Annotated in this window: 8 protein-coding genes and 3 pseudogenes; 8 read left to right on the top strand and 3 right to left on the bottom strand. The window is 68.3% G+C overall.

What is annotated here, in order from left to right:
• The first annotated feature begins 68 nt into the window (after positions 1 to 68).
• Positions 69 to 3,109, top strand: a pseudogene (gene infB, locus LRS04_RS06415) (translation initiation factor IF-2).
• Positions 3,110 to 3,166: 57 nt separating this feature from the next.
• On the opposite strand, the gene LRS04_RS06410 reads toward infB, so the two are convergent.
• Positions 3,167 to 3,670 carry a GNAT family N-acetyltransferase gene (locus tag LRS04_RS06410; RefSeq protein WP_257815654.1) on the bottom strand — a complete coding sequence of 168 codons (504 nt, stop codon included), beginning with the start codon at positions 3,668 to 3,670 and terminating at the stop codon, positions 3,167 to 3,169.
• A 77-nt stretch (positions 3,671 to 3,747) separates the two neighbouring features.
• Here LRS04_RS06410 and LRS04_RS06405 point away from each other — a divergent pair, with 77 nt between their 5' ends.
• The 7 genes and pseudogenes from LRS04_RS06405 (at position 3,748) to LRS04_RS06375 (ending at position 9,709) form a co-directional block, all read left to right on the top strand.
• A complete protein-coding gene (locus LRS04_RS06405) occupies positions 3,748 to 4,254 on the top strand; it encodes a DUF2939 domain-containing protein (RefSeq protein WP_257815653.1) in 507 nt (168 codons plus the stop codon).
• A 32-nt stretch (positions 4,255 to 4,286) separates the two neighbouring features.
• Positions 4,287 to 5,093, top strand: coding sequence for a dienelactone hydrolase family protein (locus LRS04_RS06400; protein WP_257815652.1), 807 nt, complete (start codon positions 4,287 to 4,289; stop codon positions 5,091 to 5,093).
• 98 nt (positions 5,094 to 5,191) lie between these two features.
• Positions 5,192 to 5,629: a 30S ribosome-binding factor RbfA gene (gene rbfA, locus LRS04_RS06395; RefSeq protein WP_257815651.1), complete on the top strand. Its 438-nt coding sequence runs from the start codon at positions 5,192 to 5,194 to the stop codon at positions 5,627 to 5,629.
• Positions 5,629 to 6,575: pseudogene (gene truB / locus LRS04_RS06390) on the top strand (tRNA pseudouridine(55) synthase TruB). Before rbfA ends, truB begins: the two are co-directional and overlap by 1 nt.
• Before the next feature lie 4 nt (positions 6,576 to 6,579).
• On the top strand, positions 6,580 to 6,849 hold the full coding sequence (rpsO, locus tag LRS04_RS06385) for a 30S ribosomal protein S15 (protein ID WP_257815650.1): 270 nt from the start codon (positions 6,580 to 6,582) through the stop codon (positions 6,847 to 6,849).
• Between the two features lie 246 nt (positions 6,850 to 7,095).
• Positions 7,096 to 9,240 carry a polyribonucleotide nucleotidyltransferase gene (gene pnp / locus LRS04_RS06380; RefSeq protein WP_257815649.1) on the top strand — a complete coding sequence of 715 codons (2,145 nt, stop codon included), beginning with the start codon at positions 7,096 to 7,098 and terminating at the stop codon, positions 9,238 to 9,240.
• Positions 9,241 to 9,337: 97 nt separating this feature from the next.
• Positions 9,338 to 9,709, top strand: coding sequence for a hypothetical protein (locus LRS04_RS06375; protein ID WP_257815648.1), 372 nt, complete (start codon positions 9,338 to 9,340; stop codon positions 9,707 to 9,709).
• Between the two features lie 67 nt (positions 9,710 to 9,776).
• Here LRS04_RS06375 and LRS04_RS06370 read toward each other — a convergent pair.
• Positions 9,777 to 12,303, bottom strand: a pseudogene (locus LRS04_RS06370) (TonB-dependent receptor).
• Positions 12,304 to 12,591: 288 nt separating this feature from the next.
• Positions 12,592 to 14,475: a methyl-accepting chemotaxis protein gene (locus tag LRS04_RS06365; RefSeq protein ID WP_374574887.1), complete on the bottom strand. Its 1,884-nt coding sequence runs from the start codon at positions 14,473 to 14,475 to the stop codon at positions 12,592 to 12,594.
• Positions 14,476 to 14,620: the final 145 nt, after the last annotated feature.

The raw sequence follows: 14,620 nt of genomic DNA, 5'->3' as shown, positions 1-14,620 counted from the left end.
GGACCCCGGGCGCCTCTATTCGATTATCCGATGGGCCGGATCCGCCGGCCGATGAGTAAAGCGAGCGCATGAGCGACGAGAACAACAACGGCCGCAACTCCGCCCCCCGGCGGACGCCAGCCCCTGACCCTCAAGCCCCGTGGGGCCGGATCGGTCAGCGCCGGCACGGTGAAGCAGAGCTTCAGCCACGGCCGTTCCAAGACGGTGGTCGTCGAGACCAAGCGCCCGCGCACCCATGCGCCGGCGAGCGGCAACCTGGCCGCACCGTCTTCGGCCGAGAAGCGGGTCTTCGACACCCGCCCGCCGCAGTCGGGCGGTCCGTCCGCACCGCGCCCGGCGGCTCCCGCCGGCGGCGCCGGCGACGGCCTTTCCGCCGAGGAGCGCGCCGCCCGCGCCCGCGCCATCGAACTCGCCCGCCAGCAGCAGGCCGCCCAGGACGCCGAGCGCCGCGCCCGCGAGGACCAGGCCCGCGCCGAGCAGGAAGCCGCCGCCCGCGCCCGCGCCGCCGAACAGGCCCCGCCCCCGGCGCCCGCCGCGCCGCCCGCGGCTGCGCCCCCTGCCGCCACTGTTCCGACGGAGCCAACTCCGGCCGCGCCGGCGCCGGTCGCCCAGGCTCCCGTGACGCCGCCTCCGGCCCCAGGCCCCGGTCGCCCGGGCTCCGGCCGCGCCGCCGCCGCAGGCCGCCGCGCCGCCTTCCGCGCCGCGTCCGTCCGCCGACGGCGCGCGCCACGCGGGCGGCCAGACCCGCACCTACCAGCCGTCGCCGGACCGCCGCGACGACCGGCCGAGCACCACCACCTACCGTCCCGAGCGCCCTGCCGGCCGCTTCGAGAACGCCAATTTCGGCCAGCGCGCGCCGCGCAACGACGGCCCCCGGCCGCCGCGCGATGACCGTGGTCCGCCGCGTCAGGGCGCCGATCGCCCGCCGCGTGACGACCGCGCGCCGCGTCCCGAAGGCGGCACCGTCCGCTATTCGGCGCTCGCCCCGCGTCCGGCTCCGGGCGCGCCCCGTGGCCCCGGCGGCCCGGGCGGTCCTCGCGGTCCGCGCGTCGCGCCGAACGCGCCGCCGGCCACGCCGGAAGTCCAGCGCGCCGCCCGCCAGGCGCCGCGTCCGGGCGGCTCGGTCATCGATCGCCGCGACGACGACGATCGCCGCCGCGCCAGCGATCCCGGGAAGGGCGCCATCAGCCGCGCCAAGGGTGCGCCGACGCGCCGCGAAGGCCGCCTGACCATCCAGACCGTGGCCGGGGACGCCGACGGCGCCGAGCGGATGCGCTCGCTGGCCTCGGTGCGCCGCGCCCGCGAACGCGAGCGTGAGAAGCGCAAGGGCGGCGTCCAGGAACAGGCCCGGATCGCCCGTGAAGTGGTCATCCCCGACGTCATCACCGTGGGCGAGCTCGCCAACCGGATGGCGACCCGCGGGGTCGAGGTCATCAAGTTCCTGATGCGTCAGGGCGTGATGCTCAAGATCAACGACGTCATCGACAACGACACCGCCGAACTGGTGGCCACCGAATTCGGCCATACCGTGAAGCGTGTTTCCGAAGCCGACGTCGAAGAAGGCTTCATCGGCGCCGAGGACATCGACGATCACCTGGAGCCGCGGCCCCCGGTGGTCACCGTCATGGGCCACGTCGACCACGGCAAGACCTCGCTGCTCGACGCGCTCCGTTCCACCGACGTGGTGGCCGGCGAGCACGGCGGCATCACCCAGCACATCGGCGCCTATCAGGTGCGGCTGGAAAACGGTCAGGCCGTGACCTTCCTGGACACGCCCGGCCACGCCGCCTTCTCGGCGATGCGGATGCGCGGCGCCAACGTCACCGACATCGTGGTCCTGGTGGTCGCGGCGGACGACGGCGTGATGCCGCAGACCGTCGAAGCCATCAACCACGCCCGCTCGGCCGGCGCGCCGATCATCGTGGCGATCAACAAGATCGATAAGCCGGGAGCCGATCCCACCCGGGTGATCAACGAGCTGCTGCAGCACGAGATCGTCGTCGAAAGCCTCGGTGGCGACACCCAGGCGATCGAGGTCTCCGCGACCCAGAAGCTGGGCCTCGACGACCTGATCGAAGCCATTCTGCTGCAGGCCGAGGTGCTCGACCTGAAGGCCAATCCGGACCGGACGGCCGACGGGGTGGTGATCGAGGCCAAGCTCGACCGCGGTCGCGGCGCGGTGTCCACCGTGCTCGTGAAGCGCGGCACGCTGAAGCGCGGCGACATCGTCGTGGCCGGCGACACCTTCGGCCGGGTCCGTGCGCTGCTCAATGAGCGCGGCGAACAGCTCGACTCGGCGGGTCCGTCGGTGCCGGTGGAGGTCCTTGGCCTCGATGGCACGCCGGCGCCTGGCGAACCCTTCGCCGTGGTGGAGAACGAGGCCCGCGCCCGCGAGCTGACCGCCTACCGCGTCCGCGTGAAGCGCGAGAAGTCCGGCTCGCCGGTCGCCGGCGCGTCGCTGGCCGACATGATGGCGAGGCTCGCCGACAAGAAGGTCTCCGAGCTGCCGCTGGTCATCAAGGCGGACGTGCAGGGTTCGGCGGAAGCCATCGTGGGTTCGCTGGACAAGCTCGCCACCGACGAGGTCCGCGCGCGGATCATCCTGTCGGGCGCTGGCGCGATCAGCGAAAGCGACGTCATGCTGGCCAAGGGCGCCGGCTCGCCGATCATCGGCTTCAACGTCCGCGCCTCCAAGCAGGCGCAGGCGCTGGCCGAACGCGAAGGCGTCGAGATCCGCTACTACGCGATCATCTACGACCTGATCGACGACATCAAAGGCGTGCTCTCGGGCATGCTGGCGCCGATCCAGCGCGAAACCTTCCTCGGCAACGCCGAAGTCCTGCAGGTCTTCGACATCACCAAGGTGGGCCGCGTGGCCGGTTGCCGGGTCACCGAAGGCGTGGTCCGCAAGGGCGCCCGCGTCCGGATCATCCGTCAGGACGTGGTGGTCCTCGAACTCGGCACCCTGCAGACGCTCAAGCGCTTCAAGGACGAGGTCAACGAGGTCAACGCGGGCCAGGAGTGCGGCATGCACTTCGGCTTCCAGGACATCAAGGTCGGCGACACCATCGAGTGCTTCACGCTCGAAGAGGTCAAGCGCAGCCTCTAGGGCCCGCGCCACCGCCAAGACGTTCGAGGCCCCGGAGCGATCCGGGGCCTCTGCTTTTCAGGGCCGCTCCAGGACGTAGAGCGCGCTCATCCCGCCGAGGCCGAGATCCTCGTCGCCGGTGTGGCGCATGCCGATCCGCTCAAGGACACGCCGTGACGGCAGGTTCTCCACCGCGGTGAAGCCGTTCAGATGGCCGGCGTCGCTGAGCTGCCAGAACCGGTCGCGAACCGCCTTCGCCGCCTCCGTCGCCAACCCCTGTCCCCAGGCCGCCCGGCGCAGGCTGTAGCCGATCTCGAACCCGCCGTTCCTGGACCAGAGCGACACGCCGCACCGGCCGACGAAGGTCCCGTCCCTGAGGAACACCTTCCACTTCGAGAAGCCGTACCGCGCCTGCTCGGCGACGTAGGCGTCGAGCCGCCCCTGGATCGCCTCGCGCGTCCAGGCGCCTCCGATATACCGCTGCACCTCCGGATCGGCGTGCAGCTCGGCCAGCAGAGGGTAGTCATCCGGCGTGAAGGGATGGAAGACCAGCCGCTCGGTCTCGAGGATGGGATCGGGCACGGGCGCTCCGCGTCAGGCCGTGAACTCGCCCCCTTTCTCGACTATCTAGGCGGCAAGTCCAACCGGAGCCCGCCCGCATGCGTCTCGCCGTCCCCCGTCTCGCAGTCCTGGGGCTCGCCGCGCTCGCCCTGACCGCCTGCGCCACCGGCCAGAAGCTCGATGCAGCCAACGACGTGCACGCGCTGCTGCTTTCCATCCGCGACAACGACCAGGCCGCCTTCGACGCCCATGTGGACCGCCAGGCGCTGAAGACCGAGATCCAGGCAAGGCTGGTGGCCGAGGGCAGGAAGGACGAGCGCTTCGGCGGGCTCGCCGCGGTGCTCGCGCCGGGTCTGGCGGAGCTCGCCGGCGAGACCCTGGTTCAGCCCCGGGTCTTCCGCCTCGTCGCCGAGCACTATGGCTACACGCCTCAGACCAAGATCCCCGGTCCGATCCTGATCTCCCAGTCTCTGAAGACCCTTCCCGACGGCCGGGTCTGCGCGACCCGGGAGAAGCAGGGCGCCTGCCTCCTGACCTTCACCAAGGTCGATGGAACCTGGAAGCTCACCGGTTTCGAAGGCGGCCTTTCGGAACTGAAGATCTAGGCGCTAGGCTGCCGCCGGGACGGGAGGCGGCCTTGACCTACGAAGCGGCGCTGGCGGCGTACGAGAAGTCCGAGTTCAGCGCCGGCAGGTGGACACGACCGGTCTACCGGCGTGGCGCGGGTCCGGCGGTGATCGTGATCCACGAGATGCCCGGCCTGCATCCGGACGTGATCCGCTTCGCCGACCGCGTGGCCGAAGCCGGCCTGACGGTCTTCTGTCCGAGCCTGTTCGGCGAGCCTGGCCGTTCGGTGACCCCCGGCTACGGGGCCCGGGAGATCCTGAAGGGCATCTGCATCCGCCGCGAGTTCGACGTCTGGGCGACCGACCGCTCCAGCCCGATCGTCGAGTGGCTGCGCGCGCTGGCCCGCAAGGCCCATGCGGAGTGCGGTGGGCGCGGGGTCGGCGCGGTCGGCATGTGCTTCACCGGCGGCTTCGCGCTCGCCATGATGACCGAGCCGGCGGTGGTCGCGCCGGTGGTCTCCCAGCCTTCGCTGCCGCTGCCGATCCTGCCGGGCAAGGCAAAGCGCGCCCGGTCCATCGACCTCTCCGCCGCCGAGATCGCCTGCGCGCGGCGGCGGTTCGCGGAGGAAGATCTCAACGCCATCGGCCTGCGCTTCGAGGGCGACCCCGTCGTGCCGCGCGAACGCTTCGACCGTTACGAGGCCGAGTTCGGCGACCGGTTCGAGCGGTGGGACATCGACCCCGCGGAGGCGAGGCCCGGCGGCGGCCTCCCCCACCCGCACTCGGTCCTGACCATCAACCTGCGCGAGGACGGCGAGACCAAGCGCGCCGAGCAGCGGGTGATCGCCTTCTTCAAGTCGCGCACCGCCGCGGTGTGACCTCGGCGCTGGACTTCGCGGCGTCGCGCGACTAGAAGCCCGCCCTTCCCCTGCGGGAGGCGTCCGATCCGCGCCCCAGGTCCCAGAAGGCTACGAAAATGTCCCGTCATTCCCATCACAACAAAGGGGCGCCCCAGGGGCCGACCCAGCGCCAGCTGCGCGCCGGCGAACTCATGCGACACGCCCTGGTCGAGGTCCTGCGCGAGGAGGACATCACCGACAGCGCCCTTGAAGGCGTCTCGGTGACCGTCACCGAGATCCGCATGAGCCCGGACCTGCGCCACGCCACGGTGTTCGTCGAGCCGCTGGGCGGCGGCCATGCGGAGGAGGTGGTCGCCGGCCTGAACCGTCACGCCAAGTTCCTGCGCGGCCGCCTCGGCAAGCACATCGACATGAAGTTCACGCCGGACCTGCGCTTCCTCCACGACGAGAGCTTCAACGAGGCCGCCCGGATGAACCGCCTGTTCGCCGATCCGCGCGTCGCCCAGGATCTCCGGCCGCAGCCGCCGTCGGACTCCTGGAAGGACGAGGACTGATGGCGCGACGCCGCAAGGGGAGACGCGGTCTCCGGCTGGGTGTGCCTGGACAAGCCCCTACGACCTCACGTCCACCCACGCGGTCGGCCGCATCCGGCGGATCTTCAACGCCCAGAAGGCCGGTCACGCCGGCACCCTCGATCCGCTGGCCACCGGGGTGCTGCCGATCGCGCTCGGCGAGGCGACCAAGACGGTCCCGTTCATGATGGACGCCGACAAGGCCTACCGCTTCACCATCGCCTGGGGGCGGACGACCGCCACCTACGACCGTGAAGGCGAGACGATCGCCTCTTCCGACGTGCGGCCGACGCTGGCCCAGGTCGAGGCCGTCCTGCCGCGGTTCGTCGGCGAGATCAGCCAGATCCCGCCGGCCTATTCGGCCATCAAGGTGGACGGCGAGCGCGCCTACGACCTGGCCCGGGCAGGCGAGACCGTGGAGTTGAAGGCCCGTCCGGTGACGATCCACTCGGCCCGCGTCGCCGACGCCCAGAACGCCGATCACGTGACGCTCGAGATCGAGTGCGGCAAGGGCACCTATGTCCGTGCGCTCGTCCGCGACATCGCCGATGCGCTGGGGGCCTGCGGGCATGTCAGCGAGCTGCGCCGGACGCGCGTGGGGCCGTTTACCGAGCAGTCCGCGGTAACGCTGGAATTGCTTGAGGATTTAGGGCATAAGGCCCGCCAGCTGGAGGCATTGCTTCCGGTCGAGACCGCGCTGGACGACATCCCGGCGCTGGCCGTGACCGATGAAGACGCCTTCAAGCTGAAGCAGGGACGGTCGATCGTTCTCGTTCCCCGACAGGTCGAAGCGGTGAAAGCCGGGCTCAAGCCGGGCTCGCGCACCGTTTCAGCCATGCGGGACGGTTCGGTCGTCGCCCTCTGCGAGATGCGCGCGGGCCGGCTCGAACCCTCGCGGGTCTTCCATCTTGAAAAGAGCGGAGACTAACCCGATGTCGATTACGGCCGAACGCAAAGCCGAAGTCATCAAGACCCATGCCCGCGGTGAAGCGGACACGGGCAGCGCCGAAGTCCAGGTGGCGATCATGTCCGAACGGATCGCGAACCTCACCGAGCACTTCAAGACGCACAAGAAGGACAACCACTCGCGCCGCGGGCTCCTGAAGCTCGTCTCCGCGCGCCGGTCGCTCCTGGATCACCTGAAGAAGTCCGACGCGGCTCGCTATCAGAAGCTGATCGAGACCCTGGGCCTGCGCCGCTAGGTTCACGCCAAGTTGCCCGCCGCCCGGTTGTGAAAACCGGGCAGGCGGGTCTTAAGAAGCTACGCCGCTCCTCCGCAACAGGCCGGGGGACCCGATGCGGCCCCGGAGACCCCGTCGGGACTCCACACACGCCGAGGGTTCGACAGAAATCCTCACCCCGCCTGTTCGAATGGAGAGGATTTCGGAAAGCCGATCCCTGTCCGCCCCCGCCTGGGAATACGCCCGCGGGACGAGAAAGAAGCGAAAATGTTCGATATCAAACGCAAGACCATCGAGTGGGGCGGCAAGACGCTCACGCTCGAAACCGGCCGCATGGCCCGTCAGGCCGACGGCGCCGTCCTGGTCACCTACGGCGAGACCATGGTGCTCGCCACGGCGGTGTTCGCGAAGTCGCCCAAGCCGGGCCAGGACTTCTTCCCGCTGACCGTGAACTATCAGGAGAAGTTCTACGCCGCGGGCAAGATCCCGGGCAGCTTCCCCCGCCGCGAGGGCGCGCCCTCGCAGAAGGAAACCCTCACCAGCCGCCTGATCGACCGTCCGATCCGTCCGCTGTTCGTGAAGGGCTTCAAGAATGAGGTCCAGGTGGTCACGACCGTGCTCGCCCACGACCTCGAGAACGATCCCGACATCGTCGCCATGGTCGGCGCGTCCGCCGCCCTGGTGCTGTCCGGCGCTCCGTTCATGGGCCCGATCGGCGCCGCCCGCGTGGGCTTCATCGACGGCGAATACGTGCTGAACCCGACTCTCGACGAGATGAAGGAAAGCAAGATGGACCTCGTCGTCGCGGGCACGCACGACGCGGTGATGATGGTCGAGTCCGAGATCCAGGAACTGTCCGAAGCGGAAGTCCTGGGCGGCGTGACCTTCGCCCACAAGGGCATGCAGCCGGTGATCGACGCGATCATCGAGCTCGCCGAGCACGCGGCCAAGGAGCCGTTCGACTTCCAGCCGGACGACACCGACGCCATCAAGGAAAAGGTCAAGGCCGCGATCGGAGCCGACCTGCGCGCCGCCTACGAATTGACCAAGAAGTCCGACCGTCACGCGGCGCTGAGCGCGGCCAAGGACAAGGCGATGTCCACCTTCGCCAAGTCGGACGCCAATCCGGACGGCTATGACAGCAACAAGCTGGGCGGCGTCTTCAAGGAGCTCGAGGCCGACATCGTCCGCCGCGCGATCCTCGACACCGGCAAGCGGATCGACGGCCGTTCGGTCGACCAGGTCCGGCAGATCGTCTCGGAAGTGGGCGTGCTGCCCCGGGCCCACGGCTCGGCGCTGTTCACCCGCGGCGAGACCCAGGCGCTGGTCGTGGCCACCCTCGGCACCGGCGATGACGAGCAGCTGATCGACGCCCTCGAAGGCAAGTACTTCGAGAAGTTCATGCTGCACTACAACTTCCCGCCGTTCTCGGTGGGCGAGACCGGCCGCATGGGCGCGCCGGGCCGTCGTGAAGTCGGCCACGGCAAGCTGGCGTGGCGGGCGATCCGCCCGATGCTGCCGAGCGCCGAGGAGTTCCCCTACACGATCCGCCTGGTCTCCGAGATCTTCGAGTCCAACGGCTCGTCCTCGATGGCCTCGGTCTGCGGTTCATCGCTGGCCCTGATGGACGCGGGCGTGCCCCTGACGAAGCCGGTCTCCGGCATCGCCATGGGCCTGATCCTCGAGTCCGACGGCTTCGCCGTGCTCTCCGACATCCTGGGTGACGAAGATCACCTGGGCGACATGGACTTCAAGGTCGCCGGCACCGCTGACGGGATCACCTCCCTGCAGATGGACATCAAGATCGCCGGCATCACCGAGGAGATCATGAAGAAGGCCCTCGAACAGGCGAAGGGCGGTCGTGAGCACATCCTCGAAGAGATGAACAAGGCCATGGAGGCGCCCCGCGCCGAACTGGGCGAGTTCGCGCCGAAGATCGAGACCATCAAGATCCCGGTCGACAAGATCCGGGAAGTGATCGGCTCGGGCGGCAAGGTGATCCGCGAGATCGTCGAGAAGACCGGCGCCAAGATCGACATCGGCGAAGACGGCACGATCAAGATCGCGGCCGCCGAGGCCTCGAAGATCGAGGCCGCCAAGGAGTGGATCAAGTCCATCGCTTCCGAGCCGGAAGTGGGCCAGATCTACAACGGCAAGGTCGTGAAGATCGTCGACTTCGGCGCCTTCGTGAACTTCTTCGGCGCCAAGGACGGCCTGGTTCACGTGAGCCAGATCTCCAGCGAGCGTGTGAACAAGGTCTCGGACGTGCTGCAGGAAGGCCAGACCGTGAAGGTCAAGCTCCTGGGCTTCGACGACCGCGGCAAGACCCGCCTCTCCATGAAGGTCGTCGACCAGGAGACCGGCGAGGACCTGTCGAAGAACGAGAAGGCCGAAGAGACCGCCGACGCCTAAGCGTCGCGCCTCTCAAGGCTCGAAAGATCAGGGCGGCCGGAGCGATCCGGCCGCCCTTTTTCGTTGCGGCGACGAGCGGCCCCGCGAAACTGGGCGCGTGACGGACCCTGCCGATCGCCTGCCCTGGATGGCCGCTGCCCGGCGCGCGGCGCTGGGCCTGCAGGCCACGACGCGGGGCCGCCGGGGGGCGAAGCACGCGCTCTATGTCGTCCTGCTGGAGGATCGCCGTCGGGTGTGCCGCCACGGGCTCTACGTCGGCCAGACCTCGCGGGATCCGGACCTGCGGTTCGACCAGCACAAGAGCGGCTACAAGGCGAGCCGCTACGTGGCGCGGTTCGGCGTGACCCTGCTTCCGGAGCTCACCGCACACCTCAATCCGCTGCGCGCCTGGGAAGCCCTGGAGCTGGAGGCGGCGCTCTTCGAGGAACTGGTGCGGGCTGGCGTTCCCTGGGTTGAGGGCGGGCACTGACGCCAAACGAGAAGAGGCCCGCCGTCGCCGGCGGGCCTCCCGTCTCTCTTTGAGGTGTCGCTTCCGACTAGAAGGCGTAGCGCAGGGTCGCCGACGCGGTGCGCCCGCTATAGGCGCGGCCGAGGACCACGCCGCTCGCCGGGATGCTGGCCTGTTCGACGTCCGCCAGGGCGAGCTTGTTGAACAGGTTGTTGACGTTCAGCATCAGCTGCACCCGCTCCGTCGGGCGGATCTGCAGGAACGCGTTGACCAGGGTGTAGCCGGGCAGCTTCAGCTGGTTCGTGTCCTGGGCGTAGCTGCTGGTCGTGCCGATCACGTTCGCGCCGAAGGTCGCATACTTCAGGTCGACCTGCGGGGTCACGGCGAAGATCAGATCGGCCTGGTGGCGCGGCTTGTTGCCGACCAGCTCGGCGCGGGTCGCGTCGCTGGCGATCTTGGCGTCCGTGTAGGTCGCCCCGCCGCTGACGCTGAACGGACCGTGGCGAACCGCCGCCTCGAGCTCCACGCCCTTGGCTTCGTAGCCCCGGATGATGTTCTCGACGCGGATCGAGCCGTCAGGCGCGCTGTTGACCTGGACGTTCTGTTCGCCGGTCTTGGCCGAGAAGCCGGTCACGTTCACGGTGAGGCCCGAGATCCGGTACTTCAGGCCGAGCTCGGCCTGCTTCACCGTATCGTAGGCGCTGTCGTTGTCGACCAGCTTGCCGGTGTTGTAGTCCACCGCCGGCGTGAAGAGGATCTTGTCGGCCGAGGCGCGACCGCCGCGGCTGTAGCGACCGAACACCGCGAGCTGCTCGGCGATGCGATAGTTCACGCCGGCAGAATAGCTGAGGTACTTGTAGTCATAGTCCACGCGGCCCGGCGCACCGAGCGGCAGCGTCGCGACCTTGGTCTCGGGCAGCGAGATCTGGCCGTTGCCGTTCATGTCGACCGTGGTGACGCCCACGCGCCCGCCGCCGAGCTCAGACCCGTACAGCGTGCCCTTCACATCGCCCATGTCGTAGCGGAGGCTGCCGCCCACCGCGACCTTGCCGAGGTGGTAGTTGATGGACGCATAGGGGGCGGTGACGCCGTAGTTGACGTCGTAGCTGCGGTGATAGAGCCCGCCGCCGATCCCGTAGGACAGATAGCCGCCCTGGGTGGTCGGAACGCCGGCCGCGGTCTTCACGTCGATCAGCGCCGAGTCGCCGTCGCCGCGGACATCGGTCAGCACGTTCAGGAACGACCAGAAGGCGTTGTAGTCCTGGGACGACATGTAGAGGCCGGCCGTCGTCGTCAGATTGCCGCCGCCGACCTTCCAGACCCGGCTGGCGCGCAGGTCGTTGGTCAGGTTGTCCAGGCTGTCGAGATCGGTGTCGATCAGGACGTTCGAGGTGAGCAGACCGTTCCCGTTCAGGGCGGACGGACTGGGTATGGCCTGGCCAGCCTGGGGGCCCGTGGCGTAGCTGAGCGTGCCGCCGGGGCCGCCGTAGGCGAACGCGAGCGCCGCCGCCGGCGCCACCGCGATCGGCCTGATGTTCATGTGGCCGCCGGAGATCGCGGCGAAGCGGAACTTTTCGCTGATCGTCCAGCCGCTGACATCGAACTGGCCCTCGAGGCCCACGGACTTCACGATGGCGTGCTGGCCCTCGCGGATGTCCTCGGTGGTGATGCTGTTGTCGCGGCCGAGCGTCAGGATTCCGCTGTTGTTCGGCGACAGGAGCGAGTCGGACTTCAGGTTGAAGTTGGCCGGGCTCTCGAACGTCGGGTCGGAGTTTGACCCGGTCACACGGATCGGCACGAACTGGTATGACGGCGTACGATCATCCAGCCACTTGCCGTAGATGCGCACGAAGCCGTTATCGAGCTGCTTCGTCAGGTTGGCCTTGATCTGACCGCCCTTGTACGCGGTATAGCCGACGTCCCGCGGACCTTCGCCTTCGCGATAGAAGCCCCCCGACGTGGAAGCGAAGCGTGTCGGTGAGCTTATGGCCGTAGGCCGCATCAACCCGCTTCTCGTCATAGTCGAGGCCATACGTGCCCTGGATGGCGCCGCCTTCGGCGTCGCCCGTCTTGGAGATCAGGTTGATCACGCCGCCCGGCGAGTTCGACGCGAACGTCGAGGCCGAACCGCCGCGGATCGCCTCGATCTGCGAGAGATTGAGGTCGCTGCGCATGAACATGTCGGAGGTGAACTGCGACATGTCCCCAAACTCGAGGACCGGCAGGCCGTCTTCCTGGAGCTGCATGAACTTCGAACCGGTGCCGGAAAGGGGCAGGCCGCGGATCGAGTAGTTCGCGTTGCCTTCGCCGCCGGCATATTCGACGCGGATCCCGGGGATGTTCCGCAGGACCTCGCCCAGCGAGCGGGCGCCGAAGGTCTCCGCGTCCGACGCGCGCAGCGCGCTCGTGGACGTCGCGCTGTCCAGCCGGTCGCGGCCTTTCGCGACGCCGGTCGAGAAGACCGCCTCGCCGCTGGCCTTTGCGCCGACGCTCTGAACCGCCTTGTCCGCGGAAGGCTTGGCCACCTCGGCGGCGGTGGCGTTCGGCGTTTCGGCCATCGCCGGCGAAAACAGCAGCAGCGGCGCAATGGCCGTGGTGAGGAAGAGGCGTGTCATGCGAGGAGCTCTTGTGGATCCTGTGTAATGTGGAGTGTCGGACATCATAATGCGGTGTCGAGTATAGCTAATGCGTAAATACAGATGGGTGTACAGGCGGTCCAAAGTGCGACATTATGTCGTGAATACTTGCTCGGCACATAATTCCGCTCATTCCATTACTGCGCACCCTCAGGTGAGGGCACGCTTCGTCCCGATGCGGGCGACGCGCGTAAACAAAAGCGCGCCGCCCTGATGAGGGCGGCGCGCTGCCTGCCGAAGATGCTGTGGAGAGTGCCGGGGTGCGGGTTAGCGCCCGCCGGCGCCGGCCGCCTTCAACGGGACGACCTCGGACCCGAGGTCCGTCACGGGGCTGCTGTCCGCCTGGCGCAGCCGGAAGCGGGCGACCAGGGTCGCCAGTTCATCGGCTTCCGTGGCCAGGCTTCGCGCGGCCGCGGTCGCTTCCCGGACCATCGCCGCATTCTGCTGGGTCATGCTGTCCATACTGGCGACAGCGCTGCTCACCTGCTTCAGGTTGTCGGCCTGGGTTTCGGTGCTCTGCGCGATTTCGTTGATCAGCGTGTTGGTGTCGCCGATCTTCGTTCCGATGAGGGTGAGCATCTGACCGGTGTCGCCGACGCGGCTCACGCCGCTCTGCACCTGCTCCGAGGATGTGCTTATGAGCGCCTTGATGTCGCGCGCCGCGTCCGAGGAGCGCTGGGCGAGCGCGCGGACTTCCGAGGCGACGACGGCGAAGCCCTTGCCGGCGTCCCCGGCCCGGGCGGCCTCCACCCCGGCGTTCAGCGCGAGCAGGTTGGTCTGGAAGGTGATGGCGTCGATCAGGCTGATGATCTGACTGATTTCTTCCGAGCTCGTCTGGATGGCGTCCATCGCCGTGATGGCCTGGGTGACGATCGCGCCGCCGTCCATGGCGTTGCCGTTGGCGACCTCGATCGCTGTCCTCGCATCGGACGCCCGCTGGGCGGTTTCGCCCACCATCGCGCTGACCTGCTGCGTGGCGGCGCTGGTCTCCTGCAGGCGCGAGGCCTGCTGCTCGGTGCGGCGTGAGAGGTCCTCGGACGCGGCGTAGATGTCGGCCGCTCCCGAATGCACGGTCTTGGCCGAGCGGGCGACGCCGGAAATGCTCTCTTCGAGCCCTTCGACGGCGCTGTTGAAGGATTGCCGAAGGCGTTCGTACTCCGGTTCGAATGGCGTGGTGATCGTGTGGGTCAGGTCGCCCGAGGCCAGGGCGGCCAACGCGGTGTCCAGGGTCTCCACCACCCGCCGCTGCGCCGCCTCGGCGCCCAGCTTCTGGCGGTCAGCCTCGGCCTTGGCCTCGTCTGCGGCCGCCTTGGCGCGATCGGCTTCCGCCTTGGCGATCGCCGCGTCGCGGAAGACGAGGACGGCGCGGGCCATGTCGCCCAATTCGTCGGCGCGCTCCGAGTCGACGGCGATCTCATTGTCCCCCGCGGCCAGTTGATTCATCGCCCCGGTGAGGGTGGTGATGGGCCTTGCGATGGAGCGGCTCAGCATGCGCGACAGGAACATGGCGATCGCGATCAGGGCGATCCCGCCGATCACGAGCGCGGCGACGGCCGTGATGATCGCGGTCTGTTGGCGCGCGCCGTTCTCGGCGATCTTCTCCACTTGAACATCGCGGATCTCGCGGAGCGGCAGCACGGCGTCGCTCACCAACACCCTCTTGCCCGCGTCACGAACCTCCTGCTGGGCTGCATCGCGCTGTCCGGCCTTGACGACCTCGATCAGCCGATCGCCCCAGTCCTTGCGCCAAGCGAGCGTGGCAACGCGAGAATGCTCGATGTGCTGGAGCATGGCGGGGTCGCTGAGGGTCGACTTCAGTCTTTGCGAGACCTCGTCGTACTCGTCGCGACCCTCATAGTAGGACTTCAGGTAGCTCTTATCGCCCGTGACCAGATAGCCGCGGAACTGACTGTTCTGCCGCAGGATCGCGGTCTCGAGCGCGAGCGCGTCTGCGTGGATGGCCTGGCTGCGGTTATTGCTCTCCGTCGAAGCGCGGATCATCAGAATGGTCGCCAGCAGGACGACCATCATGACCGCTGCGGACACGCAGATGCAAACGAATGCCAAGCTAAGCTTTTTCGGAATATTCATTGCAGCCATCATCATTCCATTAGCATACGATCTAGTATCTCGCAGCGCGGGAAGCGACATTCGACCCGTCCGGTATAGTCACCGAACGCGCTGAACCTGGCTCCTGCAGCCGATGACCAGAGCTAGATAACGTTGATTGCCTACGAATTAATGGCGTTTCGGCCCCTGCACCTCCCAGGCGCGACAAATAGTCTCTGTCGGGACT

The sequence above is a fragment of the Phenylobacterium sp. J367 genome, from assembly GCF_024699985.1.
GTDB lineage: Bacteria > Pseudomonadota > Alphaproteobacteria > Caulobacterales > Caulobacteraceae > Phenylobacterium.
Note: the sequence above shows the minus strand (reverse complement) of the source record. Positions and strands in the feature narration are given on the sequence as shown.